Genomic DNA, 26851 nt, shown 5'->3' with positions numbered 1-26851 from the left:
GCCATCACTCCTTCAAACCGGACTGCTTGAGGATGCTGTTCAGTGTCCCTGGCGCAACCTCTTCAGACGGCTTGCCGGCCACGGTGACGCGGCCGGCTTTGATCTTGTGCTTTATTGGCGATGACTGCCCTTGGTTGCAACCAGATACCAGCCGTCGGCCTCCAGCAGGCGAATGCTTCGCGAACCGTTAGCCGAGGGGGCATCAGTCCTCAGCTGCACCCGCTCGTCGAACCGCACGTGTCGCACTTCTCACAGGTCCCGTTGCGCACCATGGTGAAATTCTGGCACTCGGAGCAGGAATTGCCGGTGTAGCCCTGGAGCAGCGACTTGGCGCGGCGGTCGTTGGCGAGTTTCTTTGCCTCGGCCGCTTCATTGGCCGCAGCGTCGGTGAACAGCGCCGCCGTGGCGTCGGACGCCTCGGAAGCCGCATCCTCGAAGGCGATGTCCTCGGCCAGTTCCTTCGCCCGCTCCTCATAGTCGCGCTTGTAGGCGACCGCTTCGTCGCTGGCTGGTTTCAGGGCCAGCACGTTGGAGCCGGAGAAGGCGGTCGGCACTGAGCGGGCAGGGGCGCCCGAAGGAGCCGCAAAGCCTTTCGGATCGTTGCCGCTGACGCGCGACACCAGCTTCACCGGCGAGGCGCCACGGGTCAGGCCCTTGGAGACCGCATCGGTCTTGCCTTCGCTGATGCCACGGCCAAGTGCGGTGTTGGAAAAGTCCGACTGGTCGACATGGGCGAGATCGTTGCGGCCGAGATAGGAAATCGCCAGCTCGCGGAACACGTAGTCGAGGATCGACGTCGCGCTCTTGATGGCGTCATTGCCCTGCACCATGCCGGCCGGCTCGAACTTGGTGAAGGTGAAGGCGTGCACATATTCATCGAGTGGCACGCCATATTGCAGGCCCAGCGAAATGGCGATGGCGAAGTTGTTGAGAAGGCCACGCAAAGTCGCGCCTTCCTTGTTCATGTCGATGAATATCTCGCCGAGACGGCCATCGTCATATTCGCCGGTGCGCAGGAAGATGGTGTTGCCACCGATCTTGGCCTTCTGCGTGTAACCCTTGCGGCGGCCGGGCAGCTTTTCCTGCTCGCGCGACACGCGCTCGATGATGCGCTCGACGATCCGCTCGGTGATCTGTGCGGCACGTGCTGCCGCAGGTGCGGCGAGCAGCTGCTCGACGGCATCATCCTCGTCGTCCTCGCCATCGGCGAGCAGCGAGGAATTGAGCGGCTGCGACAGCTTCGAGCCGTCGCGGTAGAGCGCATTGGCCTTCAGCGCCAGCTTCCACGACAGCATGTAGGCGCCCTTGGCGTCTTCCACCGTCGCATCGTTGGGCATGTTGATGGTCTTCGAGATGGCGCCGGAAATGAAGGGCTGTGCCGCCGCCATCATCTGGATGTGGCTGTTGATGGACAGCGAGCGCTTGCCGATCTTGCCGCACGGGCTGGCGCAGTCGAACACCGCGAGGTGTTCGGCCTTGAGGAACGGCGCGCCTTCCAGCGTCATTGCACCGCAGACATGGATGTTGGCGGCCTCGATGTCCTTCCGGGAGAAGCCGAGCGCCGGCAGGATCTCGAACGAGAAGTCGTTGAGCTGCTCGTCGGTGAAGCCGAACGTCTCCTTCACCCAGTCTGCGCCGAGCGTCCACTGGTTGAAGACGAACTTGATGTCGAAGGCCGATTTCAAGGCTGCGTTGAGCGCGGCGATCTTGTCGTCAGTGAAGCCCTTGGCCTTGAGCGCGCCGGGGTTGATGGCCGGCGCCTGGTTGAGGTTGCCGTGGCCGACCGCATAGGCCTCCATTTCGCCGATCTGGGCTTCGGAATAGCCGAGCGTGCGCAGCGCTTCCGGCACGGCGCGGTTGATGATCTTGAAGTAGCCGCCGCCGGCCAGCTTCTTGAACTTCACCAGCGCGAAGTCGGGCTCGATGCCGGTGGTATCGCAATCCATGACCAGGCCGATCGTGCCGGTCGGCGCAATCACGGTCGCCTGGGCGTTGCGGTAGCCATGCTCCTCGCCGAGTTCGATGGCGCGGTCCCAGGCGGCCTTGGCGTGGGCAGCAAGGTCCTGCTGCTTCAGGTCGGAGGCGACCAGCGGCACCGGGTTGACGGCGAGCTTCTCGTAGCCCTGCTTCTCGCCATAGGCGGCACGGCGATGGTTGCGCATGACGCGCAGCATGTTCTGCGCATTGCGGTCGTAATCGGCGAAGGCGCCGAGTTCGCCGGCCATCTCGGCCGAGGTGGCATAGGCCATGCCGGTCATGATCGCGGTGAGTGCGGCGCAGATGGCGCGGCCTTCATCGGAGTCGTAGGGAATGCCCGACGTCATCAGCAGGCCGCCGATATTGGCATAGCCGAGGCCGAGCGTGCGGTATTCGTAGGACTGCTTGGCGATCTCCTTCGACGGGAACTGCGCCATCATGACCGAAATTTCGAGAACGATGGTCCACAGCCGCACCGTGTGCTCGTAGGCTGCGATGTCGATCGTGCCGTCGGCGTTGCGATAGGGCAGCAGATTGATCGAGGCGAGGTTGCAGGCCGTGTCGTCGAGGAACATGTATTCCGAGCACGGGTTGGACGCCCGGATCGCACCGGCCGATGCGCAGGTGTGCCAGTCGTTCATCGTCGTGTTGAAATGCAGGCCCGGATCGGCCGACGCCCAGGCGGCGTAACCGATCTTTTCCCAGAGATCCCGGGCCTTCAGCGTCTTCAGCACCTTGCCGTCCTTGCGGGCGGTCAGGTGCCAGTCGGCATCGTCCTCGACTGCGCGCAGGAAATTGTCCTTCAGCGACACCGAATTGTTGGAGTTCTGGCCCGAAACCGTGAGGTAGGCATCCGAATCCCAGTCTGTGTCGTAGGTCTTGAACGACATCGAGCTATAGCCCTGCTTGGCGAACTGGATGACGCGGTAGATGTAGTTCTCCGGCACGGCCGACTTCTTGGCCGCCTTGATCTCGCGCTTCAGTGCGGAGTTGATCGACGGGTCGAAGCAGTCGTCGCCATTGCCTTCGCAGTTGACGCAGGCCTTCATGATCGCTTCGAGATGCTTCTTGACGATCTTCGAGCCGGTCACCAGCGAGGCGACCTTCTGCTCTTCATTGACCTTCCAGTCGATGAATTCCTCGATATCGGGGTGGTCGGCGTCGACGATGACCATTTTGGCGGCGCGGCGCGTCGTGCCGCCCGACTTGATGGCGCCCGCCGCACGGTCGCCGATCTTGAGGAAGCTCATCAGGCCCGACGAGCGGCCGCCGCCGGACAGCTTTTCGCCTTCGCCGCGCAGCAGCGAGAAGTTGGAACCGGTGCCGGAGCCGTACTTGAACAGGCGCGCTTCACGCACCCAAAGGTCCATGATGCCGCCCTCGTTGACGAGGTCGTCCTGCACGCCCTGGATAAAGCAGGCATGCGGCTGCGGATGCTCGTAGGAGGATTTCGACTTGGTCAGCTTGCCGGTGAACGGGTCGACATAGAAGTGGCCCTGGCTGGGGCCGTCGATGCCATAGGCCCAGTGCAGGCCGGTGTTGAACCATTGCGGCGAATTCGGCGCCACGCGCTGGGTGGCCAGCATGTAGGCAAGCTCGTCACGGAAGGCGCGCGCGTCTTCCTCCGACCCCTTGAAGTAGCCGCCCTTCCAGCCCCAGTAAGTCCAGGTGCCGGCAAGCCGGTCGAAGACCTGGCGGGCGTCGATCTCGGAACCGTAGCGCTCGGCTTCCGGCAGCTTGGCGAGTTCCGCCTCATCGGCGACGGAGCGCCACAGGAAGGAGGGGACGTCGTTCTCTTCGATCTTCTTCAGGCGCGCCGGAACACCGGCCTTGCGGAAATATTTCTGTGCCAGGATATCGGCTGCGACCTGGGAGAACTGCGCCGGCACGTCGATATTGTCCAAGCGGAACACCACCGAGCCATCCGGATTCTTGATCTCCGAAAGCGCCTTGCGGAATTCGATCTCCGCATAGGCAGACTGTCCTGGCTTGGTGAAACGACGCTCGATGCGCATTGGTCCGGTCCCTTTTGTCTATATATAGCGCTTTTCCCCAGGGATTTCTGCCCCGATGCGAAACGCGCATGTCCGCCGTCTGCCGGCGTTCGAAAACGGCCGACTCTCCATTTCGCAGCTTCCGCCGGCCCTGCTGGTCAAACTCCTTGCGAAGTGCCTGTCCAACGCGCCGACGAACCCACGGGTCCCTCAAAGCTGATTTTTTCCGATTCCCTCGATCAAGGGAAATTCACACTATCTAGGGTCGAACCTACCTGCAAACACTAAATATAGTATTAACAGACAATTTATTCAAGCCCGACAATTGTCCCTACCGACCCCAACCGCCCCGCGATTCCAACGCTTCCGCCGGCCTCGTAAACAGGCGGAAATGCGAGCAAAACGCACATAGTCCGGGAAAAGACCGGGCTCAGAACTTTCCGGTCGCACTCTCAACAGGAGCGCATGGCCTATAAAAGGCGACTCGTTTTGCGCCGTCAAGGATTCGTTTACGTAGCTTTTGTGACCCCAACATCTTGTGTGTCACATATGTGGATAACGGGGATAGAATGCGGTGCGGCGGTCGCAATTTTGTGGCCACGAGGCAATCCAGACGCGGCAACGATCCAAAGGTCGTGAAGACGGTCCCGGCGCGAGCTTGCCCAACCGTCCCGGTAAGATCAGCCGTAGTGAAGCCGGGGTTTTGGCTCGGTGCCGGTGAACTGCACCCCGATACGGTCATTGCGTCGCCAGCGGACCTCGCAACGATAGGCAATGCCGTCGAGCGGCACATAGAGAAGGAAGCGATCGGGAACCCGGGATTCCAGCGGCACCTTCAGTTCGGCGCCGCCTTCGTGTTGATTGCGCAGCGTGCAGCCGACTTCCGAATTCGAAATTCCGGTGATGATCGACCCGCCCTTGAGCACGCGCGGACGACGCTCGCGCTGGGGCTCGTCGGACTCGTTTGGAGTTGGATTTGCGGGATTCGCCATCGATCAAAAAATACCAGAGCTGCCGAATCCTACCCTTGATTCCTTAGCAAAGCATTCATGCCGATGCGCGGCAACGCGTGTCTGGCCTTTGCAAGCCAGCCCCGTTTTGCAAAGCGCGCGGTGTGGCCGTCAGGAGAAGCTGTGCGGGTCGGCGCAGAAATAGGCGATGATCTGGCAAAGATCGGGTTCGTTGACCATGCGCACCGCTTCGCTTGCGCGGACCCATTTGCGGGTGCGTGAGTGTTTTTCCTTCCAGCGGTCCGCGACTTTGTCGACATGCAGCGGAAACACCAGAACCTCGCACGGCACTTCTTCGCCGGAAGCCAGTACCTTGGCGTAAAAGTAACGGCCGGCTTCAAGATGAGAGACACGGCCGCGCAGCCCAGCCTCCTCGCCGGCTTCGCGCGCCGCGGCCTCGCAGAGCGGCTCCCTGGCCTCCGGCCAGCCCTTGGGCAAAACCCAACGGCCGGTATCGCGGCTGGTGATCAGCATGATCTCGACGCCGTCTTCCGTGTCGCGCCAAGGCAGGGCGGCAACCTGCAGGCGGCACGGCGCCGTGCCGAAGAGCCGTCGTACCCTTTCGGCCAGATGATTGTGTGTCGTTGGCCTCGTCAACATCGAAGAAGCTAGCCCCAGCCTCCGGAATCGTTTGCCGTCTCACGAATCTTACGGCTAATTGTCGGCAATAAAAGTAAAAAATTTCATTCGCCTGGCCGATTTCCGCCAATAGACGTCCATTTCGCAAAATATCCGGCCCTGCCGGACCTGTTTGCGAAAGCAAATCCATGCCCGGTGCAAGCTGCTGGTCTGTAACACGCAGGTTGTTGCGAATCAGCCTGCGTGGTCGTCGGCGATCGGCTTCTGGTAGGTGAAGCCCATGTCCCAAGGGAAATAGATCCAGGTGTCCTGGCTGACTTCCGTGACGAAAGTATCGACCAGCGGCCTGCCTTTCGGCTTGGCATAGACGGTGGCGAAATGCGCCTTGGGCATCATCGCGCGCACGATGCCCGCCGTCTTGCCGGTGTCGGTCAGGTCGTCGATGATCAGCACGCCGGCGCCATCTTCGTCGAGCAGGGCGGGGGTGATCTCCTTGAGGACCTGCAACTGCCCCTGGCTTGTATAGTCGTGATAGGAGGCGACGCAGACCGTCTCGATGACGCGGATGCCAAGTTCCCGCGAAATGATCGCCGCCGGTACCAGCCCGCCTCGCGTGATGCAGACGATCGCTTTCCATTGCCCCTTATTGGCGCCGGCAAGCCGCCAGGCGAGCGCGCGAGCGTCACGATGGAACTGGTCCCAGGAGACCGGAAAGGCTTTTTCGGGAAGGGACATGTCGCGCACTCCACAGCACGCGGGGATCGCGCGCAAGAAAACAGGGGAATGCGCGCGGAATTAGCTGGAAAGCCCCCATCTTGGCAAGAGCAGGGGCCTTGGCAAGGGCGAGCGATCGCTGTGGACTTACCGCGACAGGAAGGCTGCCACCGGCGCGGTGCGCAGCACGCTGCGCGTCACACCGCCGAACAGAAGCTGACGCAGCCATGAGTGGCTGTAGGCGCCGAGCACCAGCAGATCGGCGCCGGTTTCCGCGATCCTGGTCTGGATGATGTCATCGACCGAACTGCCGCCCGATTGCTGCACCGAGACGCTGACGGTGGCGCCGTGGCGCGATAGCGCCGACGCGATTTCGGCGCCGGCGGCCTCCGGGCTGTCGTTGAGCGTTTCAGGAGGGTCGATAACCAATATGTCGGTCTTCTCGGCTTCGATGATGAAGGGCAGCGCGTCGAAGGCGGCGCGCGCCGCTTCCTTGCTGCCGTTCCAGGCGAGCAAGACGCGTTTGAAGGTGGTGATCAGCGGACCCTCGTGCGGCACCACCAGCACCGGCCGACCGGCATCGTAGACCAGCGTGTCTACGTCCGCGCTGGAATCGCCGCCCGTATCGCGCTGCGCCGCTATGATCAGGTCGGCGGCCCGCACGCTCGAAATCCCGGTCAGCGCGCTGTCACCCGAAAAACTCTCGAGGCTTCGCCACTCGAAGGAAAGGCCGGAATCCTCGATATGCCTGAGAAACAGCGTCCTCAACTTCTCGGCCCGTTCCCGGTTCATATCTGCCGAAACCTGCAGGAATTCGGTGTCGGGAAAGCCTGTGGCAGAGGTGTAGGGCACGGGAAGCGTTTCGGCGTGGATGCCGACCAGATGGCTCTGGAACCGGGTGGCGAGCGGAATGGCACAGTCGAGCACGCGCTCGGCGTCCTGCTCGTTCTGCAGAATGGCGACGATGGTTTTGAATCGCATGACAACCCCTCAGTTTACGAGCTGGCGAACTCGTGCCAGGGAAACGTTGCAGCGTCGTGCTTTGTTCCGGGCTGGGCCAGATCAGCCGGGATTGCTGGCGAAGCCGGCGACCATCGCCTCGACATCGGCGCGGGCGGCGTCCAGCGCCTCCTGGCTGCGGGCACGCACGACCAGCTCGGTCCAGAACTTGCCATCGCCATATTTCGGATAGGAGCCGATGATCGTATCGGGATGCGCTTTCTGGATATCACCCAGCGGCCCGCCGATGAGACCTTCGCCGAACGGGCAGGGCACGGTCGCCGACAGCATTTTCGTGCCGGCCTTCAGCGTCGGCACGACATTGTCGAGCATGGCTTGGAAAATCGATGGCACGCCAGCCATGACGTGGACGTTGCCGATGCGGAAGCCAGGCGCGACCGACACCGGATTGTCGATGAGGTCGGCGCCGCGCGGCATCCGTGCCATGCGCTTGCGGGCCTGCGTGTATTCGATGCCGCGCGCGGCATAGCTTGCTTCCAGCATCGCATAGGCCCGGGCATCATATTCGCAAGGCACGCCAAAAGCCTCGGAAATGGAATCGGCCGTGATGTCGTCATGCGTCGGACCAATGCCGCCGGTGGTGAACACATAAGTGTAGCGCGTGCGCACGGCATTCACCGCCGCGATGATCTCGTCTTCCTCGTCAGGGACGATGCGCACTTCCTTCAGGTCGATGCCGATCGCCGTCATGATGTCGGCGAGATGGCCGATGTTCTTGTCCTTGGTGCGGCCGGACAGAATCTCATCGCCGATGACGAGCATGGCGGCGGTCACGATTTCAGGCATGGAAGGCTCCGGCATGACGGGTCGCCTGAGATAGCGCGGCACGGCAGCGGCCGCAATGCCGCTCGAGCGGCGAACAAGCTGCACCTATATGCCGGGATAGCATCGAGAAGCGTTATGGCGAGATCGCCATGCCGGCCGCGATTCTTTTCGGAACGGCCGACCGCGTTATCGACACCCGTACCCACGGCGATCCCATGCGAAGCAGGATCGACAGGCTTGATTTCGAAGCCGTCGGAGGGCTCGGCCAGATGTCGCAATTCAACGAGCCTGAACGGGTCATTGCCTTCATCAAACGCCTTGCAATCCGTGCATTCTCCGATCCGACATCCAGCCAGCTTCACGACAATTTCAAGGAACCATCGGTTGATTGACGGGTTTCACCTGTGTCGCTCCCAAGACGACAAAGACGATGAGATATGGAGTAATCCAAAATGTACACCAAACTTCTAGCAGCATCCGTCCTGACGGTTGGTCTCGCCACATCGGCGATGGCGCAGTCGTCGGACAGCACCTATTCAAACCACAGCTGGTGGCTGTTCGGCAATGAAGACCAAACGACTGTCGATCCCAGCACCACCGGCAGCATCAATGCAGATGGCTCCGGGTTGAATACCTTGGGCAACACCGGCGCGACTGGCCCATGTGCCGATCACACGCCCGGCCCTGATGCGAATGCCCAGGGGAACGTCAACGATCAGTATTGCGGCAAATGATGCCACGGGCAGCTGCTGGCCGCGGACTTTCTCGACGTCTGCGGCCGGCGGCTTGCCTGCCCGATAAAAATTACCGGAATTAATCTGAGACTTCTGTCTGCGGCCGGTCGCGGCCGTCGGCCAGTTCCTCGTGCCATTTGCCTTCGGCATCCTCATACTGGATGCCGTCTGTCGCCCCGGCGACCTGCTGCTCGGCCGAGGCGATTTCGGCTGCGCGCAATGCGTCCTGATGCGTGGGGAACGTCTCGGAAAAGGTCGCTCCGACCTTGTAGGCCCAGCCGCCGTCATGCTCGACGATCTTGTAAGTCAGCTTCGCCATGGAAAACCTCCGGTTGAAAGGTCCGTCTGCTCAATGCAGCCGGTCGTCGGGCAGTCTGTCGTCGGGCACCAGCACTTCCGATTCCTTGGCGGCTTCAATCAGCGCCCGGCGCGCATCTGCTGTCGAACGATAACCTTCCAGCACTTTGAGGCAAGTGTCGAGGGCATCACGATGGCGCGGGCCGCGATTGAGCGGCCACACCGTCATCAGGCACTCCGCGGCCTCCTGGGCGCTGCGGATGTGGCGATATTTGCCGACGTGGCCAAGTTCGACGACGACCGGCACTTCAAAAGGTTTGTTGTCCATCATGGCCGCAACGCAAAGCAGCCAATTTGGTTGCAACCATGGCCGTCAGCCTGCGCCCAAACGTCTCAGAGGCTGTTTGAAGACTCTACACCTGCGGTCAGCGCCGCAACGGCAAGAATGCCTGAACAGGTTTCCTCCCACGCCCGGCCGCGCCCGCCGCAGTCTCGCTCCACGCAACAGCTTGCGGACGGAATAGCAGCGAAACACCGTCAAGCCGTCTGGGGGGGGCGCACCGTGTCGGGAGCGCGACCGATCAGCCCGCCGCCTTCATCCAGTGCTGCATCGTGGTCACCGAACGGGCAAGCTGTGGCGCCGGGTGGATCGTCTCGCTGAACGTCGCCGCCGCACGCCACCCCCAGCGCGGATCGGCCAGGAAGGCGCGCGCCAGCGCCACCATGTCGGCGCGGCCCTCGGTGAGGATCGTTTCGGCCTGCTTCGGATCGTCGATCAGGCCGACGGCACGGGTCGGAATATCAGCGCCCTTGCGCACGGCTTCCGCCAGATGCACCTGGTAGCCGGGGCCGGTGGGCAATTTCTGCAACGGCGAATTGCCGCCACTCGAGCAGCAGAGATAGGCAACGCCCTCGTCCTTGAGTGCTTTGGCCACTTCGATCGCGTCCGCCACGTCGAAGCCGCCGTCGACCCAATCCTTCACCGACAGCCTTGCGCCGAGCATCAGCTTTGGCACCGCCTTGCGCACCGCCTTGGCGATTTCGACGGCAAGACGCATGCGGTTTTCCAGCGAGCCACCCCAACGGTCCGTGCGCTGGTTGGACAGTGGCGATAGGAACTGGAAGATCAGATAGCCGTGCGCGGCGTGCAGTTCGAGGAAGTCGAAGCCGGCGCGTTCGGCTCGCCTTGCCGCATCAGTGAAGCGCTCGATCAGCTGCAGGATCTCCTCGTCCTCCAGTGCGTGCGGCACGTTCCAGCCGGTGTCGTAGGGGATGGCCGAGGCGGAGACGGTCTGCCAGGGATCCTCGTTTGGCTGCAAGGGCCCGCCGCCCTCCCAGGGCTTGCGGTTCGAAGCCTTGCGGCCGGCATGGGCGAGTTGGGAGCCGAATTTCGTGCCGGGTGCGGCGACGCGTCGTGCGGCGTCCAGCGCGCGGCGGGCGGCCGCTTCATTGTCTTCGGAATAAAGGCCGAGGCAGCCATGGGTGATACGCCCGCGCCGCTCGACATCGGTCATCTCGACCGTGACCATGCCGGCGCCGGACATTGCGAGGTTCATCCAGTGATGGAGATGCCAGTCACTGGCCGAGCCGTCCTCGGCGGAATACTGGCACATCGGCGCGACGGCGATGCGGTTGGGGAAGGTGAGGCCGTCGAGGGTGATCGGCTGGAAAAGCGACGCTGTCATGAGAAACTCCGGGAGGTTCGCAGCTATTTAGGCGACCGATGGCGCCTGCGCCAGACACGAGGCGGTGAAAGGGCTTCTGGACCAATCAGTGACGGGATTGCCGAAATGCCGGTTCGCGGCTACGCCTCGGCCAAGCATGTCGCCCAAAAGTGGCTCCGGTTTTGGGAGAACGACATGCATAAAACAGGAGCATAAGCGCGATGCGCTTTCGCATGGAGACCACGATGGAAGATCGTATTCGGGTCCGTTCGGAGGAAATCCTTTCCGACGACTGGGCCGTCTTGAAGAAGACCGTCCTGGACTACCGTCGGCGCGACGGTCAGTGGGAGACGCAAATCCGCCAGACCTATGATCGCGGCGACGGCGCGGTGATCCTGCCCTACGACCCCTTGCGTTCGACCGTGCTTCTGGTGCGCCAGTTCCGCTATCCCGCCTATGTAACCGGTCATAGCGAACCGCTGATCGAGGCCTGTGCCGGCCTGTTGGACGAAAACGATCCAGAGACCGCCATCCGCAAGGAAGCCGAGGAAGAGCTGGGTTACCGCCTGAAGGATATCGAGCGGCTGTTTTCGCCCTATATGAGCCCCGGCAGCGTCACCGAACGGCTCTGGTTCTTCATCGCCCGCTATTCACCCGCCGACCGCATCTCGGCTGGCGGCGGCGCGCAAGAAGAGGGCGAGGACATCGAGGTTCTGGAAATGCCGCTCGACGAGGCACTGGCCGGCATCGCCGAGGGCCGTATCCTCGACGCCAAGACCATTATCCTGATCCAGCATCTGAAACTCAATCCGATCGCAGCCTGAACCGAGCTTCGGGTGGCCCGCCACCCGAAGCTCGAAGAGCGAAGGGTGGTGCGGATGAAGGGACTCGAACCCCCACGCCTTTCGGCACTGGAACCTAAATCCAGGGCGTCTACCAGTTCCGCCACATCCGCATGGGTCGGCAATCCCATGTAGCCATCATTCTGTCAATGTCAGAGACAAGATGTGGGTCAGCGACAAGATGTGGGTCAGGCCCGAATGCTGGTTATTCGCCGGAATGCGAAGACTGTTGAAAATTGGCCTCGCCTGTGACAAAAGGCGTGTCAAATGTGACGGGACGCGACGATCCGCTTCTGCAGAATGTGATAAGAAGTAGGAAAAACAGGAACTTATTCACATTTTGGAACGCAGTTTGGGAGAGTTTGAGCCGGGTTTTCGGTCAAATCGCCAGGTTCCGTACCAAAAGCCATTCCCGGCAAGAATATACCGGCAGGCTGTGAACGGCAGAGGCCGTGGCAGTCTCATTGGTGAAAACAAAGGTTTTACGATGCAGGTCACCGAAACGCTCAACTCCGGTCTCAAGCGAGAGATCAAGATCACCGTGCCGGCCGGTGACATGGAAGCCAAGCTGATGGCGCGGCTTTCGGATGCCCGCAACAAGGTCCGCATCAACGGCTTCCGCCCCGGCAAGGTGCCGGTGCAGCACCTGCGCAAGGTCTACGGCAAGTCGTTCATGGCCGAAGTGGTCAACGAAATCCTCAACGATTCGACCCGTTCGATCATTACTGGGCGTGGTGAAAAGGCTGCCATGCAGCCCGAAGTCATCATGACCGAGGACGAGAAGGAAGCCGAGAAGATCCTGGCCGGCGGCGCCGACTTCGAATTCCGCCTCAACTACGAGATCATCCCGGCGATCGAGATCAAGGACTTTTCCGACATCAAGGTGACGCGCCAGGTGTTCGACGTGCCTGATGCCGAGATCGACGAGCAGGTCCAGCGCGTTGCCGAATCGGCGCGCAGCTACGAGCCGAAGACCGGCAAGGCCGCCAATGGCGACCGCGTCACCATCGACTATGTCGGCAAGATCGACGGCGAAGCCTTCAATGGCGGCGCCGGCACCGATCAGCCGCTGGTGCTGGGTTCGAAGGAATTCATCCCCGGCTTCGAGGACCAGCTGGTCGGCGCCAAGGCTGGTGACGAAAAGCAGGTCACTGTGACTTTCCCGGAAAACTACCAGGCCGCGCATCTGGCCGGCAAGGAAGCGACCTTCGACGTCACCGTCAAGGAAGTATCCCAGCCCGGCGCGCTGGAAATCAACGACGAGACCGCCAAGAACCTGGGCCTGGAGTCGCTGGAGCGCCTGCGCGACGTCGTGCGCGGCCAGATCGAGAACCAGTTCGGCGCCATGACGCGCCAGAAGGTCAAGCGCCAACTGCTCGACCAGCTCGACGCGTCCTACTCGTTCGAGGCACCGTCGAAGCTCGTCGACGCCGAGTTCAACAACATCTGGGCGCAGGTCAATCGTGACCTGGAAGCAGCCGGACGCACCTTTGCCGACGAAGAGACGACGGAAGAAGAGGCGCGTGCCGAGTATCTGCGGCTTGCCGAGCGCCGCGTGCGCCTCGGCCTGGTGCTGGCTGAAATCGGCGAGAAGGCCGGCGTGACCGTATCGGACGAAGAGCTGCAGCGCGGCCTGTTCGAGCAGGTGCGCCGCTATCCAGGCAATCAGCAGCAGGAAGTCTTCGAGTTCTACCGCAACAATCCGGAAGCGTTGAACACGCTGCGGGCGCCGATGTTCGAGGAAAAGGTGGTCGACCATCTGCTCGGTCAGATTTCGGTCACCGACGTCAAGGTCAGCAAGGAAGAGCTGATGGCCGACGACGAAGAGGACGACACCGCGGTCAAGGCGAAGCCGGCGAAGAAAGCCGCCGCCAAGAAGGCCGACGCCAAGAAGGCCGACGACGCGGAAGAGCCCAAGAAGAAGGCCGCGCCGAAGAAGAAGGCCGGCACGGACGCCGAATAATACCAGCGCTCCGCTGAAACAGGAAAGGCCGCCCTCGAGGCGGCCTTTTTTCGTTGCCAAACTGCAACAGCCGGCACGCTTCGCGAGCTATGGCCTGTGGCGACCAAGCTTTGATCATTATCTGCGCTTCTATTGCAAGCCGCTTGGTTGTTGGAGGGCGTGTTGAGACTGTTCGTCGAATTGGGATACGCTGCGGCAATTGCGCTGGTCCTTGTCTCTGTCTGCGGCATTGCCCAGGCCCAAACGGTGACTGACAATTGGCGGTTCGAAACCGGCGAAGACGGCCTGGTCAAGGCTTCTGTGTACGCCACCAACAAGCTGATCACCGGTGGCGGCGCCTTGAGCTACAGCCCGATCCTGACGATTGCCTGCCGGGCAAACGGCGAGCCGCACTGGACCGAATGGCTGCAACTGAACGACGCCGTCTCGGCCAGCCGCAAGATCACCATGTCGGTCACGGTGGACCAGGGCAGCAAGGTCGATGAGAGCTGGTCGGTTGGGCCGCGCGGCCGGATGCTGGTGCGCGACGGCGCCGATGGCATCAGGCGCCTTGTCGCCGCGAATCGGCTCCAGCTTTCATGGCGGTTCGGGCTGCTGGCGGGGCGGGGCGAGGCCGATTTCGACCTCGCCGGGTTCGGCAAAGCGGTCAACCAGGTTGCCGGCAGCTGCAACACTGATCCGCCGTAAACGGACCGCGATCCGAGGCGGCTATAAGAACGGCTTGCTCATGCACTCAGCTCAATCTCTTGCGCAAGTTCGCCTGCTGTCAGAACGCGACGACATCACCAGGAAGTGGCGCAAGCTCGGCCACGATGCTGCGGCCTGGCAAAGATCGAGACCTTGCCGCACGGCGGGAACTCGAGGGGGTGCCGCCGCCTGTCGATGACCAGAAGCGCCGCACGCTCCTGTCGAAGGGCCATGGGCCCATGCTGCGTCGTCGCATCGCCAACCGTCCCCTTCATGTTGCCGCTGCCAGGCTAGCGGCACCATTTTTCGACAGCAATTGCAATTGCCTTGGTGCAGTCGACGAGATCGCGCACCGAAACGCGTTCGTTCGGCTGATGCGCCTGCGCAGGGTCGCCGGGGCCGAAATTGACGGTCGGGGTATTGCCGAGGCCGGTCGGCAGGCCGATGTCGCTGTGCGCGCCAAAACCACTCAGGACCGGCGAGAGATTGGCTTCTTTGACAGCCTCCTGGAAGACGCCGACAAAGGGATTGTCCGACGGGATCTCGGCGCAGTCGGCGTCGAGGATCCACTCGACGCGGGCAGGGTGCTGGCGAAGATAAGGGTCTGCCTGGCAAACATTGGCGATATGTTCTTCGATTTCGCGCTTGACGTTGCCGCCCAGCTTGAACTCGTCATGCTCGCTCGGCAGGTACTGCGCGTCGATGATGATTTCACCGCGACCTGCCATCGAGGAGGGATGCTCGCCGGCACTCATCTGGGTGACGATGATCTGGTTCGGCAGATCCATCAACGGATGGTTCTTCCGGGGATCGAACATCCAGCGCCGGTTGAGGATGTCGATGCCGTCGAGGATTTGCCGGCAAAGCTGGACGGCATCGACCGGCCCGCTCGAATACCAGGCATTCGGCGTCAGTTCCGCATGTCCGCCTATGCCGTCAATGATGATCCTGCCCCACAGGATGCCGTGACAGAGCGGTGCGATCTTGTTGGCCGTCGGTTCGGTCATGATACCGGCATCGGCGTGAAAGCCGCGATCGACCATGGCCAGTGACCCCATGCCGCCGATTTCCTCGTCGACGACGGTGGTGAAGACGACATCTCCGGACAAGGGAATGTCGAGTCCCTTCAGGATCTCGACGGCCATCAGCATGCAGGCGACGCCGCCTTTCATGTCGACCGTGCCGCGACCGTGCAGAAATCCGTCCTTGAGGACGGGCTGGAACGGGTCGGTTGTCCAGTGTCCGGCAGCGCCCGGCGGGACGACGTCGATATGGCCGGTCAGCATGATGGAGCGCCCACCGCCGGTGCCTTTCAAGACACCGCCGAGATTGGGTCTGCCCTCGAATGTTCTGCCCTTGTTGGCGCCGGCACGCCCCTTGTATTTTTCGTAGAGCGCCGGGCCGTCCGGATCCCACAGATCGGTCGAGAAGCCGAGCGCCTCGATCCGCTTTTGCAGATACAGCTGGCAATCACGCTCGCCGGGGCCGGCCTCCTTCGGATTGGATTTTACGATTGAGGGGAAAGCGACGAGATCGCTCAGTGTTTCGACGATACGATCGGCGCTTGCCTCGACGCGCGCGGCGATGATCTCTTCCATGGACGGCATCATGATCTCCAACGTTGGGAAAGTCGGTCGGCGAGAAGGACGAAAACCAGAAGGGCGCCGACAATCCCCACCTGCCAGACCGTGTTGATGTTCAATTGCAGGAGGCCGGTCTTGAGCGTGACCAGCAGCAGGACGGCCGCGAACACGCCGCCGACGCCACCGCGCCCTCCGGTGATGGCGATGCCCCCAAGCATGGCGGCAGTCAGCGATTCAAGTTCGAGGTTCTGGCCGATATTGGGCCTGCCGCTGCCGAGCCAGGCGATCGAGACGAGCCCCGCGGCGCCGGCAAGCGCACCGCTCAGCACGTAGAGAATGAAGCGAACGCGATCGACCGGTATGCCGACCAGTTTGGCCGAACGTTCGTTGAAGCCCATGGCGTAAATCCAGCGCCCCCAGGCCGTCGAGAGCAGCACCATGCCGGCAAGCGCAAAGCAGGGGATGGCAAGGGTGAGGAAGGGCATCGGAATGCCCATGACGACGCCGCGCCCCCACAGAAGCAGCCATGGAGGCACGCCCGCCTGGGCAGCACCGCCAGTGACGGCAAGTGCCGCGCCGGAATAGACGAAGAAGGTGCCGAGCGTCGCGATAAAGGGGAGAAGGGCGAGCCCGTTCACCAGCCATCCGTTCAAGGCACCGAGCATCGCGCCGGCCAGGATGCAGACGGCGGGCAGCAGGACCGGCGGCAATCCTAGCTCGAGGCAAAGCATCGCGACGATGGCGGACAGCGAGACCGCACCGCCGACCGAGAGGTCGATGCCGGCGCCACCGGCCATGATGACCAGCCCTTGTCCAAGGCCGACCAGGGCGAGGATCGTCGAGAACTGAAGGATGGTGGTGACGGTGCCGAGATTGTAGACCGAGGGCTTGAGCGCCAGCAGGCCGACAATGACGATCAGCCAAAGCGCGCAGAGCAAAGCCAGGGTAAGGGCCGGGCCCTGCAGGTTGCGGAGCGTTTTCATGCGCGGGCTCGTTGAAATCTGCCGAGTGGCAATCCGTTGCAAACAGCTTCGAAGCCAAGCACGCCGATGATGAGAACGCCGGTGACGACAGGCTGCCAAAGGGAAGGGACACCGATCAGCAGCAGGCCGTTCTGCAGGATTCTCAGAAGCAGCACGCCGAGCACGGTGCCGATCAGGCTGCATCTGCCGCCCAATATGCTTGTGCCGCCAAGAATGACGGCGGCAATGGCATCGAGCGCCAGCGTGCTGCCGATCGTCATTTCCACGTTGCGGTAGGTGGCGACGTAGAACATGGCGGCAATGCCGGTCAGCACACCGCTGACGACGAAGGTCATGAAGCGGATCTTGATCACTGGGATGCCCGAAAGCCGCGCTTTTTCCTCCGAATTGCCGATCGCCAGCAGATGCAGCCCATAAGGAGTTCGCCGCAGCGCCAGCCAGACAGCCAGATAGGCAACGGCAATCACCAGGGCAGGGACGGGGACGCCGAGCACGCTGGTTGCAAGAAGATTTGTAAGGCTCGAGGGCAGGCCCGAAAGCCATTGCCCTCCGAGAAGTACGAAGACGGCGGTGCGGTAGACGCCGAGCAGGCCGAGCGTTCCGACAATCGCCGGAACGCGGCCGAGAACGACGACGGCCGCTGTGACACAGCCGAGCAGCGCGCCGACCAGCGGGCCGACAACGATCGCCAGCAGCGGATTGCCGTCGGCACCAAGCACGCGGCCGATTGCGATGGCCGCGAGGCCCATGACGATGCCGATCGAGACATCGATGCCGCCCATGGCGAGCAGCAAGGTCATGCCAAGGCCGATCAGCAGCAGTTCGACGCTGTTGCGCAGGACCGTGGCTGCATTGCCTGATGTCGCGTAGTGAGGCGATGCGACAGAAAAGATGACGATCGCCAGCAAACAGGCGACAAGCAGAGACCACTCTCGCCCGTTCATGGAGAAGACACCGTTTCCAATCAGCCGCACCGGTTTCATGTCACAGCTCAGAAGTTGAACTTGTCGACATTGTCTTTGGTGAAGACAGCCGGCGGCCCGAGAAGCAAAATGCCCTTGGCGGCATCATAGGTGACGGGCTTTTCCAGGCCGGCGACCTTGTTTTCCGCTTCGAAACTCTTGCCGTCGATCAGCTGTTTGCCGGCCCAGACCGTGAGATAGCCGAGTTGCTCGGGATCCCAGAGCACGGTGAAGCCGAAGGCGCCGCTCTTCAGGTAGGACCGTGCCGTGTTCGGGCTGCAATAGCCCGCACCGATGACCGAGCCGATCTTGCCGGCGGTTTCAATGGCCTGGGCAACGCCCGGGCATGTCGAGGAGGCGACGGCGATGATGGCCTTGATGTCCGGGTTGGCTGCCATCAGATCGCCTGATATTTGCGCGGCGCGTTCAGCGGTGCCGCCGGCGAATTGCGGCGCGAGCAGCTTCAGCTTCGGATATTTGCCGGTGGCCTCTTTCTGCATGAAGCCGATCCAGGCATTGAGATTGGACGCCGTTGCTTCGCCGGAGACGATACCGATGGTTGCGTCCTCACCAACGCGCTTGACGAGTTCGTCGATGATCGTCGTGCCGAGGCCTTCGTCGGTCGCCTGGGCGACATAGACCGCGCGGCCGCTGTCGGGTGCATCGCTGTCGCTGGTGAACAGTTTTATACCCTTCGCCTTGGCGCTCTCGACAACGGGCGCGATGCTGGACGCATCGAGGACGCTGACCGAGATTGCCTCGACGCCCTGATCGATCAGGTTCTGGACGATCTGCAACTGGTCGACCGGATTGGTGTCGACGGGCCCCGAGTAGATGAAGTCGACGCCCAGATCCTTGGCGGCGCGATTGCCGCCGGCTTCCATGGCGTTGAAGTAAGGGATGCCGATCAATTGCGGAACGAAGGCGACCTTGTGTTTGTCCGCGGCATGCGCCGCGGTTGCAATGGCGAGTGACAGTGCGGAAGCGGCGAGCACTTTCTTGAATTGTGAAAGCATTGTGTTTGAACCTCTCTGGAAATGACGTGCGTTTCAGTTTGTTTTTTCAAGCGCCCGCACGTCGGGATGAGCGCCTGTTATGAGCGAAACGACTTCCTCGTGATCGGTCTCGGCCGCCAGCCGTTCGGCCACCTTGCGGCCGCGCCGGAACACCACGATGCGGTCGGCAACCTCGAAGACTTCGGAAATATTGTGGCTGATGAGCACAACGGCACAACCGCGCGCGGCAAGCCGCCGTGTCAGCGCCAGGACCTTGCGCGTTTCGGCAACGGCAAGGGCCGCGGTCGGCTCATCCATGATAACCAGCCTGGCGTTCAGATTGAGCGCCCGGCAGATTGCGACGGCCTGGCGTTGGCCGCCCGACAGGCTGCCTACGGGCGCTTCTGGATCGGAAATATGAGCATCGAGCTCCTTCAGCAGGCCGTCGACGCGCTGGCGCATTTCTTTGCGCTTCAGGAACGGAATGCCCAAAATGGAGCGTTTCAATTCGCGGCCGAGAAAGACGTTTTCGGCAATCGACAGGTTCTCCGAAAGCGCCAGTTCCTGAAAGATCGTCGCGATCCCCGATGCCGCGGCATCCTTGGGCGAGGAGAAGGCTACCGGATTGCCCTCGATGACAAGCTCCCCATCACTGGGCGGATGAGCGCCTGCCAGGATCTTGATGAAGGTCGATTTGCCGGCGCCATTGTCGCCGAGAAGCGCCAGCACCTCACCGGAGCGGATCTCCAGATCGACATTTGCCAGCGCGGTCAGCGCGCCGAAGCGCTTGGCGATGTTTCTGGCGACAAGAAAGGGCTCTGTCATGACGGGTTCCCCAACGATTGCGGATCGGCTAGGCGGCGTTGCTGACCCAGCGCAGCACGTTGGTCCAAAGCCGCGCATAGCCGGGCCATTCGACAAAACTGTTCGGCAGCCAGTGAGGACCGATGTCCGACGTCCAGACCAGCGTGCGCCCTTGGCCATGGCGCCCGGTGACCAGCAGGGGATGGCCGCCCTGATCCTGCGGCAGCCGTGCCAGCACCTCGACATCGTCCCGATCGCGGGCGATGACCTCGTTGGCGCCGAGCAGAAGCGGCCACTCGCCCTCGATGCCGGCAAAAAGCGGGTGGTCTCTGGAACCGGTGATCTCCGGACGAAAGCCCTCCGGAATTTCGAGCCGGTCATCATTGGGAAGGCAGGTCACCGGCAGCGCCTCCTCGACCGCCGTGCGATGCCAGCGCGCCTTGCCGTCAATGCCCTGGAAGCTGAAATAGCCGCCGATCATGATCAGACCGCCGCCGGCCAACGTCCAGTCGCGCAGAAGCTTGAGCCGGTTGGGAACCGTTTTGCCGTGGAGCCAGACATCGGGGTGGAGCAGGAGCGAATTCGCGCCAATGTCGGACAGGATGATCGCCCTGTATTGCGACAGCCCTTCCATGGTGAAAGGCAGCTTCTCGACGGCCTCGTGGGCGGGCATGTAGTCGAGATCGAATTCGCTGCCCTTCAAAGCGTCCACCAGGGGTGTTGCGCCCAGGTGAAAGGTGACGCTGCCGAACTGGTCGAACCCCTTGTAGTGGGTCGCCGAACTCACCCAGCTTTCGCCGACAAGAAGGACTTTTGTTTTCGCCATGATCATACTCTCCTGATTTCGTCGGTTGATGCGGTTTTCCGCGCCAGGTCGAAACGTCGATAAGCCATTGTTTCAACTCGCCATCACGGCATTGTTCGCTAAGGCGGTAGCCTTCAGCGTGGCAAAGTCTGCGATGTAACCCTGCGCGCCTTCGACCGTTGTCGTCAGGCTCGCCCCGATCGCCGCGTAGCGCGCGGCGTCATCCAGCGACGCGCCATGCAGCCAAAGGGCAAGGAAGATGCCGGCAAAGCTGTCGCCGGCGCCTGTCGCGTCGACGCGATTGACCGGCAGCGCCGGCACCTCGATCTGCGGACCGCCATTCGCCGGAAAAACGACGGCGCCGAACTCACCAAGGGTGAGCACGACCGTTCCCCGCTGTTTGATGCGTGACAGCATCAGCCGCACCTCTTCGATCGTCGTCGCCATGCGGCTGCGAAAGTCGAAGATCTCCCGTATCATCACATCGTTGATGAAGGTCAGATCGATCTGTTTGACCATCTGCGTGAAGGTTTCCGGCGTGCGTGCGCTTTTGGGAAGACCGGCCGAATGCAGACTCACCTTCCAGCCCGCCTGATGAAAGCGCGCAATGGAGGCGGTCATCGTCTCGTAGTGAAAGCCTTCGATATGAAGGCAGGCCGGACGTCGCTCGGGCTGGATATCCAGATTGGCTGTCAGGTCGACCTCACCAAGCTCGAACGGCTCGCTGATGATCGTGCGGCTGCCGTTGCGCTCGATGATGACGATCGCCTGGGAGAGACGGTTGTTGGGCGTGTTGCGGATCGGCAAGACGTGGACACCCAGTTTCGAAAGCGCGCCGAGCGCCCAATCGCTCTCTGGATCCTGGCCGACCGCTGTCGCCAACTCGACGTCCAGCGCATAGGGAGCTCCGATGCCGGCGGCGGCCACCGCGAGATTGGCCGCAGGGCCACCCAACGCCTTGTCGATGTGGCTGGCGGTGATCCGGTCATCGCGATGCGGCAGCACGTCGACGCGGCACAGGAAGTCGACACTCACCCTACCGGCGACCAGAAGTCTTGGCAGGTGATCGAGATTCTTTGGCCTGCGTGCTGCGCGGCCCGGCAGTGAGCGCGCAAAGGAGCTCGGCCGATACATCAGCGCGGAAACCGCCTTCTCGATGCGGTCGCGCGTGCCTTCCTTCAGGCCGGCCGTTCCGTTGATGAAGTTCGACACCGTGCCGATGGAGACACCGGCGGTTCGTGCGACATCCGCTATGGTCGGGCGCTTGCGTTGCAATGGAGGAGTTCCAATTGAAGCGTTTCAAAACGGTAGCAGCGAAAATGCGATGCCTCAACGGAATTGTCTTCTAAAAACAGGAGAGTATTCTTCTTAATTGGAAGATTGATCCGGAAGGAGGGCGAATCTAGAGTTTCTCTTCCAAGATTGAACAATTTTCAAATTTTTTGGCAAAAGATTGTGCAAGCGAATTTCCTGCACTTCATTCAATTGCCCGGCTTGATCGGGACGTTCGTGGCATGCCCCGGCCTGCCTAGATCAGCAGCAGACCCTTCATGCTGGCATATCCCTTCCGACCGATGATGATGTGGTCGTGCACCGCGATGCCCAGCCGCTTGCCAGCGTCGATGATCTCCTTCGTCATCTCGATGTCGGCGCGCGATGGCGTTGGGTCGCCTGACGGGTGGTTGTGCATCACGCTCAGTCACGCTGGATCACGGACACACACAGTGGAGCAAAGGAGCGTGAGCCGAATAAAACGATCTAACTGCGGCATTGCATTGGGGTAGGGGACTGGTAGTCGCATCAGAGGCGTCCAGATGCGATGACCGCTGCTCATCCCACTTCCGTTCAAATTGCATTGTCGGGCCGACGATAGATTGAAGCCGAAAAAAGCGACGCGCCGCCTCGCTGTCTTGTTGATTGTCCTCCAAGTACGAGGCCTGAAGTCGCTGCGCGGAGCCGCTTCGTCGTTCTATTTTCGGGTCCGCCAAGAATGGCCAAATGGCTATAAGAGCTGATGCCGATTGAGGCTTCAAGTCTTCCACCGGTTCCGCGGCCAACAGCTACTCACTCTCGTGGTCGCTTATCCGACCTGCGCCGCCGGTGATAACGTGAATTTGGGGCGCTTCCACAGTGCCGGTTGGCATCGTACCACTCGAACGGGCGAAATTCGGCGGCCTCTCAATGGGATGCCGATTTGATTGCGTTCATACCTTGCCGGGTCCAAGTATAGACGCCGTGATCGCGGACCATGTACAGGAAATCGATCCATGCCCGCCTGATCGAACAATAATCCTCGTAGATAGGTTTGATATGCTGGTCGAGCTCGGCTTCGCGATATTCCGATTTCCAAGGTATGCGCCTGAGCAATTCCTCCAACACGACCATCTTTTTCCGTCGGTTGCGCATCGGTAATGCTTTGAGCCGCCCGCCATCGAAAAAGGCGCTCAGCACCTGCCGGGTATCGAAATCGACTTCGGCGACACTGGCGTTTTGCGGCACCCGCGACGGCGCTGCAAGTGCGATCGTCGTCTGTTTCAGGTTTTCGAGCGTGGCCCTAAACCGGGTTTCGTGCCCCGGAACCATTTCCACCAATCTGGCTTGCTGGAGCGTTTTCAGGTGGCGCATGGTGCCGGCCATATCCAGCCGGGCGCTGGCGGCGATCTCGGCCGGCATAAGGGCGTCGTCGAGCATCGCCGTCAGCACCCGCAAGCGGTCCGGGTCGGTGAAAAGCAGGAGGAGCCTGCCGATCTCAACTGTCGTAACGTCTTCGTTCATGGACGAAATCTTCCCCCATATGCTGACCTTGGTCAACTTTCGGTTCGCAGCCGACGAGTAGCGCAGGCATCCTGCGGCAGCGTCAGGTCATCAGCCTGCGGCAGTCCTCCGAAATCAGCGCCAGCAGCCGCTCCCGTTCGGCCGCCACGAAGAAGTGGCCGCCGGGCAGGACATGTGCCGAGAAAGGACCTTCCGTTTCTTCTCCCCAAGCGTTGAGCGCGGCTTCGGCTATGCCGCTGTCCTCGGCCCCGCCGAAGGCGGTGATCGCGCAGGAGAGCTTCGGCCGCCGTCGATAAACATAGTAGTCGCAAAGTGCCAGATCGACACGAAGGATCGGCAGGATCAGCTTCCAGAGGCTCGGATTCTCCGAAAACCTCGCATCCGGGTTCATTTCCTCGACGTGAGCGATCAAATCCGGTTCGGAAAGACGCGATACCGCCGGACCATGGGGATATTTCGGCGCCTGGTGCGCGGCGGCGAATATGCCGGCCGGTACCTCTTCGCCGCGCGATTTCAGTTCATGGGCTAATTCGAACGCGATCAGCGAACCGAGGCTATGGCCGTAAAAGGCAAATGGCAGGTCGAACATTGGCCGAAGCACATCGGCAAGCACCGGCACGAGTTCCGGGATGCTCCGGAAAGCAGGCTCCGAATAGCGGGCTTCGCGACCGGGAAGCTGGACCGGGCAGACTTCGACATCCTGCGGCAGCCCCGCCGACCATCCGCGATAGGCTGACGCACTGCCGCCGGCAAAAGGAAAGCAGAACAGGCGGAGCCGGGCCGATGGCCGGGACTCATAACCGCTCAGCCAAGGTTCTTTACTCGATCGTGCCATCCGCAATTCCGCCAAATCCAGCCTCTTGGCGCCTCGACAAATCCGCTCTGAACTCTGCTCTTTGCTTGCGACGAGAATACGCTTCCGATGGAAATGCCGGCGCACGGTTGAAACGGATCGGCAGGCGGCAGCGATCGTCGGTAAAGAGGGGCCAGATGCGGCGGGCGTCGATCACGGCGCTTCGGCCCGGCTCGCCGAGCATCGCAAGACCGCTCGGCTGGCCCAAAATTCACGCTCCCCGGGCATTAGCCGCCTTCGGAGCCAGGGTTTCAAGATAGGCGAGCAAGTCGCTCATTCTTTCGAACTGGGCGGGATCGAGCTTTTCGTCGTCGAAAACGACGCCTAGCGCATTTTCGAGCTGCACGACGAGTTGGATGAATCGAAGCGAATCGAACTCGAGGTCGACGAGCCGATCGTCGAGGGAAACGCTGGACAAATACGCCGCCGTCTTCCCGACACATCGAAACAACACCGTCTCAACCACGGGTCACCTCCATCACCGTTGTCCTAGCCCAATACCTCTTCGTCGCGAAACTGCACCTCGGATCGAGAGCCGAGAGGCCCTTCGGCTCCCGTGGGACCGCGCCTTGTTGCGAAAAAGCGCGGTGACATCTACGGCGGTGACATCTAAGGTGACATCTACAAGCGTCTCCCGCCGCCGGTCGCGACAGCGGGGGACGGTTCGATTCCTTTGCCGCCGCTACTTCTTGTTCTTGCTGCCGTGCACTTCGTCCCGTCCGACGGACCCGGTGAACAGCTTGTATTTGCCGCGTTCGCCGCCGGTATGCGAGATCTTGAGATAGACCGTGTCCTCGTCTGGCGAGGTGAAGTCCGCACGAGTGCGTTCCGTCGGCGCCTTCATCGCGTAGTCACCGGCGCGCAGGCTCATCTTCTTATTTTCGCCGTCGGCCGTCTGATATTCAAGCACCATGTGCCCCTGGATCAGCTGAACGAATTCGTTGCTCGGCTCATCCGGAAATACGCCCGCCGGGGTGATCTGTCCGCGGACGGTGATGCGGTCGATTTTGACGATATTGTTTTCGAATAGCGTTTCGATAGTGGGGGGCCTGTCAATTGAGCCCTTGAGCGTTTCATAGGTCATCTCTAGAGATCCTTGTCCAAGATCCACGCGGTTTTGTAACCAACCCTCCCGCTATGGATGCGTTGAAAGTAGCAAGCATTCACTCGACCTCATATACTAACACCAGTTCCCGAGAAAATACAAGGATAGCTGAAGCATAAAATTGCGATTGAAAGAACTATTCTAATATGTTCAAGTTAAAATTCTTGTACATAGTCAATCATTTTTCGCGATCCTGTTAAAACAGAATCCAGAATGTATTTTACCCGTTTTGAACGACCCGGCGCTCCATGCCGGTCCGTTCAATATCGGTATCGGTATCGTCGGCGTACCGTTCCCGGGCTTTCGGTCCAATACGCCGTCCGCATCACCCCGATCGCTCCTGTTCTTCCCGGCAGTCGTCGATGCCCGGAAGCGGCATTCCCATCTGCATGACTATGCATTTCGGCCATTCCTCACACCTCCGCAGACACTGCCATTGCGAAATCGGCGGGCAATTCGGATATCTTATTGATGTAATCTTCGATTTCCCGCAGACGCAGCGTGCCGCGCAATGTCAGCGCAACGGTTTCCGCGTCCACGCGAATGAGACCCAGCTTCTCCAGGACCGCCAGCTTGTCGCCATAGGCTGCTTCGACCGAGATCCCGAAACGGTCGAAGAAATACGTCGTCGAAAACGCCTTGATGCGGAGCCGATAGAGGAATTCGAACTGCATTCGCTGCTGCTTGGTCATCAGGAACTGCTCGACCGCAGCCGTCGCTCCACTCTCGACCTTGTCGATATAGGACCGGATACTCCTATCGTTGAACCGGATGTGACCCTCGAGGTGGCTCATCGCGGACATGCCGAAACCGATCCAGTTGCACGCCTGCATCTGCCAGAGCCCGTAATAGTGCCTGGCGTCTGGTCGCAGCGCGTAGTGGAAGGAGGTGTACCGCTCGTAGCCGAGATCGGCCAGAACGGTACCGCCGCCGAGAAGTTGATCGTATTGGGCGGCATGCCCGGGCAATTCCACTCGTCCATTGCGAACCCGCGTCTTGAGCGTCGTCTGGTCATAGACCCACAGTGGGTAGAAGGCGAAATGCTCGGCGCCACACTGCGCGGCCGTCTCGATATCCGACTGGACTGTCTCGGCGGCGCTCGAGGGCAGTCCGAATATCAGGTCGACTCCCACCGAACCGATCCGGGAAGCGGCGGCGTTCTCAATGGCTTCCCTTGCGAGAAGGCCGTGATCGCGTCCGACGGCTTCAAGGCATTCGGGATGAAACGACTGCACGCCGATGTTTAGCTTGATGTTCGGAACGCGCTCGAGCACGGCGATCCGATCCGATGTGATGGTCGTCGGAAAACCCTCGACGATGACTTCCTCGAGCTCGGCGCAATCGAATTGTTCGAAGATGAAATCCAAAAGTTTGCCGAGATCGGCGGCGCTAAGCGCGGTCGGCGTGCCGCCGCCAAACTGGATCAGACTGACCTTCGGCGAGGTCGCGCAGATTTCTAGAAACGCGCGGATTTCCTTGCGCAGGGCTTCGAGATAGTTGGCGACGAGCTCATCGGTGACCTGCCGATCCGCAACTACGGCAAACTCGCAGAAATGGCAGCGCTTTTCGCAAAAGGGAATATGGACGTAAAGCGCGATAGGTCCGCTGCCGATGATATGGACCGGTGCGATCGGCAGACCTTTGGAGGTGACGGGATAGAAGTGAACCCCCCGGGGACCTGCGGTCTTGTTCATTGCGAAACCGTCCTTTCCGCCGCCACTGCCGGCCGGCTCGGCTCAG

General features: G+C 61.3%; 28 protein-coding genes, 1 tRNA gene and 1 pseudogene. 5 read left to right on the top strand and 25 right to left on the bottom strand.

The features are described 5' to 3' along the window. Positions 1-4: 4 nt before the first annotated feature. From LB558_RS33005 to LB558_RS00595, 7 genes are all read right to left on the bottom strand, one after another. Positions 5-82, bottom strand: coding sequence for a hypothetical protein (locus LB558_RS33005; RefSeq protein WP_245265364.1), 78 nt, complete (start codon positions 80-82; stop codon positions 5-7). A 127-nt stretch (positions 83-209) separates the two neighbouring features. Next, entirely contained in the window at positions 210-3992 is a 3783-nt protein-coding gene (locus LB558_RS00620; RefSeq protein WP_224695638.1) for a vitamin B12-dependent ribonucleotide reductase, read from the bottom strand. A 659-nt stretch (positions 3993-4651) separates the two neighbouring features. Continuing rightward, positions 4652-4963 carry a PilZ domain-containing protein gene (locus LB558_RS00615; protein ID WP_224695637.1) on the bottom strand — a complete coding sequence of 104 codons (312 nt, stop codon included), beginning with the start codon at positions 4961-4963 and terminating at the stop codon, positions 4652-4654. A 129-nt stretch (positions 4964-5092) separates the two neighbouring features. Beyond that, positions 5093-5581, bottom strand: a complete 489-nt coding sequence (locus LB558_RS00610) for an NUDIX hydrolase (protein WP_224695636.1) — start codon at positions 5579-5581, stop codon at positions 5093-5095. Between the two features lie 213 nt (positions 5582-5794). After that, the gene (gene gpt / locus LB558_RS00605; protein WP_127259671.1) at positions 5795-6295 is read right to left on the bottom strand and encodes a xanthine phosphoribosyltransferase; all 501 of its coding nucleotides are present in this window, start codon (positions 6293-6295) and stop codon (positions 5795-5797) included. A 126-nt stretch (positions 6296-6421) separates the two neighbouring features. Beyond that, entirely contained in the window at positions 6422-7255 is an 834-nt protein-coding gene (locus tag LB558_RS00600) for a universal stress protein (RefSeq protein WP_224695635.1), read from the bottom strand. Between the two features lie 81 nt (positions 7256-7336). After that, entirely contained in the window at positions 7337-8080 is a 744-nt protein-coding gene (locus LB558_RS00595) for a competence/damage-inducible protein A (protein ID WP_224695634.1), read from the bottom strand. A gap of 128 nt (positions 8081-8208) precedes the next feature. Between LB558_RS00595 and LB558_RS00590 the strand changes: the two genes are divergently transcribed. Together LB558_RS00590 and LB558_RS00585 are read left to right on the top strand one after the other, a co-directional pair. Further along, positions 8209-8451, top strand: coding sequence for a hypothetical protein (locus tag LB558_RS00590; protein WP_224695633.1), 243 nt, complete (start codon positions 8209-8211; stop codon positions 8449-8451). Between the two features lie 60 nt (positions 8452-8511). After that, positions 8512-8793 (top strand): hypothetical protein, encoded by a 282-nt coding sequence (locus LB558_RS00585; RefSeq protein WP_224695632.1) that lies wholly within the window; start codon positions 8512-8514, stop codon positions 8791-8793. A gap of 79 nt (positions 8794-8872) precedes the next feature. Here the strand turns inward: LB558_RS00585 and LB558_RS00580 are convergent, their stop codons facing one another. The 3 genes from LB558_RS00580 to LB558_RS00570 form a co-directional block, all read right to left on the bottom strand. Further along, on the bottom strand, positions 8873-9112 hold the full coding sequence (locus LB558_RS00580; RefSeq protein ID WP_013532013.1) for a DUF2188 domain-containing protein: 240 nt from the start codon (positions 9110-9112) through the stop codon (positions 8873-8875). Positions 9113-9142: 30 nt separating this feature from the next. After that, positions 9143-9421 (bottom strand): DUF982 domain-containing protein, encoded by a 279-nt coding sequence (locus LB558_RS00575; RefSeq protein WP_013532012.1) that lies wholly within the window; start codon positions 9419-9421, stop codon positions 9143-9145. 250 nt (positions 9422-9671) lie between these two features. Continuing rightward, entirely contained in the window at positions 9672-10775 is a 1104-nt protein-coding gene (locus tag LB558_RS00570) for an NADH:flavin oxidoreductase/NADH oxidase (protein WP_224695631.1), read from the bottom strand. 224 nt (positions 10776-10999) lie between these two features. Here LB558_RS00570 and LB558_RS00565 point away from each other — a divergent pair, with 224 nt between their 5' ends. Beyond that, positions 11000-11578, top strand: a complete 579-nt coding sequence (locus LB558_RS00565) for an NUDIX domain-containing protein (protein WP_224695630.1) — start codon at positions 11000-11002, stop codon at positions 11576-11578. 46 nt (positions 11579-11624) lie between these two features. On the opposite strand, the gene LB558_RS00560 is transcribed toward LB558_RS00565, so the two are convergent. Continuing rightward, a tRNA-Leu gene (locus LB558_RS00560) sits at positions 11625-11709 on the bottom strand. A 374-nt stretch (positions 11710-12083) separates the two neighbouring features. On the opposite strand from LB558_RS00560, the gene tig reads away from it, so the two are divergent. Then, complete coding sequence (tig, locus tag LB558_RS00555) at positions 12084-13559, top strand: trigger factor (RefSeq protein WP_224695629.1); 1476 nt, start codon at positions 12084-12086, stop codon at positions 13557-13559. Positions 13560-13721: 162 nt separating this feature from the next. Further along, on the top strand, positions 13722-14246 hold the full coding sequence (locus LB558_RS00550) for a hypothetical protein (protein ID WP_224695628.1): 525 nt from the start codon (positions 13722-13724) through the stop codon (positions 14244-14246). A 290-nt stretch (positions 14247-14536) separates the two neighbouring features. Here LB558_RS00550 and LB558_RS00545 read toward each other — a convergent pair whose 3' ends face one another. The 14 genes and pseudogenes from LB558_RS00545 to LB558_RS00480 all read right to left on the bottom strand — a co-directional run bounded on the left by LB558_RS00545 (position 14537) and on the right by LB558_RS00480 (position 26805). Next, positions 14537-15853 carry a M20 family metallopeptidase gene (locus LB558_RS00545; RefSeq protein WP_224695627.1) on the bottom strand — a complete coding sequence of 439 codons (1317 nt, stop codon included), beginning with the start codon at positions 15851-15853 and terminating at the stop codon, positions 14537-14539. Then, a complete protein-coding gene (locus LB558_RS00540) occupies positions 15853-16812 on the bottom strand; it encodes an ABC transporter permease (RefSeq protein WP_224695626.1) in 960 nt (319 codons plus the stop codon). The genes LB558_RS00545 and LB558_RS00540 overlap by 1 nt, the downstream gene beginning before the upstream one ends. Next, positions 16809-17795: an ABC transporter permease gene (locus LB558_RS00535; protein ID WP_224695625.1), complete on the bottom strand. Its 987-nt coding sequence runs from the start codon at positions 17793-17795 to the stop codon at positions 16809-16811. The genes LB558_RS00540 and LB558_RS00535 overlap by 4 nt, the downstream gene beginning before the upstream one ends. Positions 17796-17803: 8 nt before the next feature. Continuing rightward, positions 17804-18790: an autoinducer 2 ABC transporter substrate-binding protein gene (locus LB558_RS00530; RefSeq protein ID WP_224695624.1), complete on the bottom strand. Its 987-nt coding sequence runs from the start codon at positions 18788-18790 to the stop codon at positions 17804-17806. A gap of 33 nt (positions 18791-18823) precedes the next feature. Beyond that, complete coding sequence (locus tag LB558_RS00525; RefSeq protein WP_224695623.1) at positions 18824-19594, bottom strand: ATP-binding cassette domain-containing protein; 771 nt, start codon at positions 19592-19594, stop codon at positions 18824-18826. Positions 19595-19622: 28 nt separating this feature from the next. Then, positions 19623-20399 carry a glutamine amidotransferase gene (locus tag LB558_RS00520; RefSeq protein WP_224695622.1) on the bottom strand — a complete coding sequence of 259 codons (777 nt, stop codon included), beginning with the start codon at positions 20397-20399 and terminating at the stop codon, positions 19623-19625. Positions 20400-20471: 72 nt separating this feature from the next. Further along, positions 20472-21653: a carbohydrate kinase family protein gene (locus tag LB558_RS00515; RefSeq protein WP_224695621.1), complete on the bottom strand. Its 1182-nt coding sequence runs from the start codon at positions 21651-21653 to the stop codon at positions 20472-20474. Between the two features lie 253 nt (positions 21654-21906). Next, positions 21907-22077, bottom strand: a pseudogene (locus LB558_RS00510) (JAB domain-containing protein); the annotation flags it as partial. A gap of 479 nt (positions 22078-22556) precedes the next feature. Further along, entirely contained in the window at positions 22557-23153 is a 597-nt protein-coding gene (locus LB558_RS00505; RefSeq protein WP_224695620.1) for a DUF2087 domain-containing protein, read from the bottom strand. An 82-nt stretch (positions 23154-23235) separates the two neighbouring features. Continuing rightward, the gene (locus LB558_RS00500; RefSeq protein WP_224695619.1) at positions 23236-23988 is read right to left on the bottom strand and encodes a thioesterase II family protein; all 753 of its coding nucleotides are present in this window, start codon (positions 23986-23988) and stop codon (positions 23236-23238) included. Further along, positions 23972-24214 (bottom strand): hypothetical protein, encoded by a 243-nt coding sequence (locus LB558_RS00495; RefSeq protein ID WP_224695618.1) that lies wholly within the window; start codon positions 24212-24214, stop codon positions 23972-23974. The genes LB558_RS00500 and LB558_RS00495 overlap by 17 nt, the downstream gene beginning before the upstream one ends. A 3-nt stretch (positions 24215-24217) precedes the next feature. Beyond that, positions 24218-24472, bottom strand: coding sequence for a phosphopantetheine-binding protein (locus LB558_RS00490; protein WP_224695617.1), 255 nt, complete (start codon positions 24470-24472; stop codon positions 24218-24220). A 216-nt stretch (positions 24473-24688) separates the two neighbouring features. Next, a complete protein-coding gene (locus LB558_RS00485; protein WP_224695616.1) occupies positions 24689-25090 on the bottom strand; it encodes a hypothetical protein in 402 nt (133 codons plus the stop codon). 434 nt (positions 25091-25524) lie between these two features. Next, positions 25525-26805 carry a coproporphyrinogen-III oxidase family protein gene (locus LB558_RS00480; RefSeq protein WP_224695615.1) on the bottom strand — a complete coding sequence of 427 codons (1281 nt, stop codon included), beginning with the start codon at positions 26803-26805 and terminating at the stop codon, positions 25525-25527. Positions 26806-26851: the final 46 nt, after the last annotated feature.

The organism is Mesorhizobium sp. CO1-1-8, assembly GCF_020164875.1.
Taxonomy (GTDB): Bacteria; Pseudomonadota; Alphaproteobacteria; order Rhizobiales; family Rhizobiaceae; genus Mesorhizobium.
This window is presented reverse-complemented; position numbering and strand designations above follow the sequence as displayed.

Coding starts and splice junctions, on each gene's coding strand:
- LB558_RS00620 (WP_224695638.1), bottom strand. CDS start 3,992: ATGCGCATCGAGCGTCGTTTCACCAAGCCAGGACAGTCTGCCTATGCG.
- LB558_RS00615 (WP_224695637.1), bottom strand. CDS start 4,963: ATGGCGAATCCCGCAAATCCAACTCCAAACGAGTCCGACGAGCCCCAG.
- LB558_RS00610 (WP_224695636.1), bottom strand. CDS start 5,581: ATGTTGACGAGGCCAACGACACACAATCATCTGGCCGAAAGGGTACGA.
- gpt (WP_127259671.1), bottom strand. CDS start 6,295: ATGTCCCTTCCCGAAAAAGCCTTTCCGGTCTCCTGGGACCAGTTCCAT.
- LB558_RS00600 (WP_224695635.1), bottom strand. CDS start 7,255: ATGCGATTCAAAACCATCGTCGCCATTCTGCAGAACGAGCAGGACGCC.
- LB558_RS00595 (WP_224695634.1), bottom strand. CDS start 8,080: ATGCCTGAAATCGTGACCGCCGCCATGCTCGTCATCGGCGATGAGATT.
- LB558_RS00590 (WP_224695633.1), top strand. CDS start 8,209: ATGCCGGCCGCGATTCTTTTCGGAACGGCCGACCGCGTTATCGACACC.
- LB558_RS00585 (WP_224695632.1), top strand. CDS start 8,512: ATGTACACCAAACTTCTAGCAGCATCCGTCCTGACGGTTGGTCTCGCC.
- LB558_RS00580 (WP_013532013.1), bottom strand. CDS start 9,112: ATGGCGAAGCTGACTTACAAGATCGTCGAGCATGACGGCGGCTGGGCC.
- LB558_RS00575 (WP_013532012.1), bottom strand. CDS start 9,421: ATGATGGACAACAAACCTTTTGAAGTGCCGGTCGTCGTCGAACTTGGC.
- LB558_RS00570 (WP_224695631.1), bottom strand. CDS start 10,775: ATGACAGCGTCGCTTTTCCAGCCGATCACCCTCGACGGCCTCACCTTC.
- LB558_RS00565 (WP_224695630.1), top strand. CDS start 11,000: ATGGAAGATCGTATTCGGGTCCGTTCGGAGGAAATCCTTTCCGACGAC.
- tig (WP_224695629.1), top strand. CDS start 12,084: ATGCAGGTCACCGAAACGCTCAACTCCGGTCTCAAGCGAGAGATCAAG.
- LB558_RS00545 (WP_224695627.1), bottom strand. CDS start 15,853: ATGCCGTCCATGGAAGAGATCATCGCCGCGCGCGTCGAGGCAAGCGCC.
- LB558_RS00540 (WP_224695626.1), bottom strand. CDS start 16,812: ATGAAAACGCTCCGCAACCTGCAGGGCCCGGCCCTTACCCTGGCTTTG.
- LB558_RS00535 (WP_224695625.1), bottom strand. CDS start 17,795: ATGAAACCGGTGCGGCTGATTGGAAACGGTGTCTTCTCCATGAACGGG.
- LB558_RS00530 (WP_224695624.1), bottom strand. CDS start 18,790: ATGCTTTCACAATTCAAGAAAGTGCTCGCCGCTTCCGCACTGTCACTC.
- LB558_RS00525 (WP_224695623.1), bottom strand. CDS start 19,594: ATGACAGAGCCCTTTCTTGTCGCCAGAAACATCGCCAAGCGCTTCGGC.
- LB558_RS00520 (WP_224695622.1), bottom strand. CDS start 20,399: ATGGCGAAAACAAAAGTCCTTCTTGTCGGCGAAAGCTGGGTGAGTTCG.
- LB558_RS00505 (WP_224695620.1), bottom strand. CDS start 23,153: ATGAACGAAGACGTTACGACAGTTGAGATCGGCAGGCTCCTCCTGCTT.
- LB558_RS00500 (WP_224695619.1), bottom strand. CDS start 23,988: ATGGCACGATCGAGTAAAGAACCTTGGCTGAGCGGTTATGAGTCCCGG.
- LB558_RS00485 (WP_224695616.1), bottom strand. CDS start 25,090: ATGACCTATGAAACGCTCAAGGGCTCAATTGACAGGCCCCCCACTATC.
- LB558_RS00480 (WP_224695615.1), bottom strand. CDS start 26,805: ATGAACAAGACCGCAGGTCCCCGGGGGGTTCACTTCTATCCCGTCACC.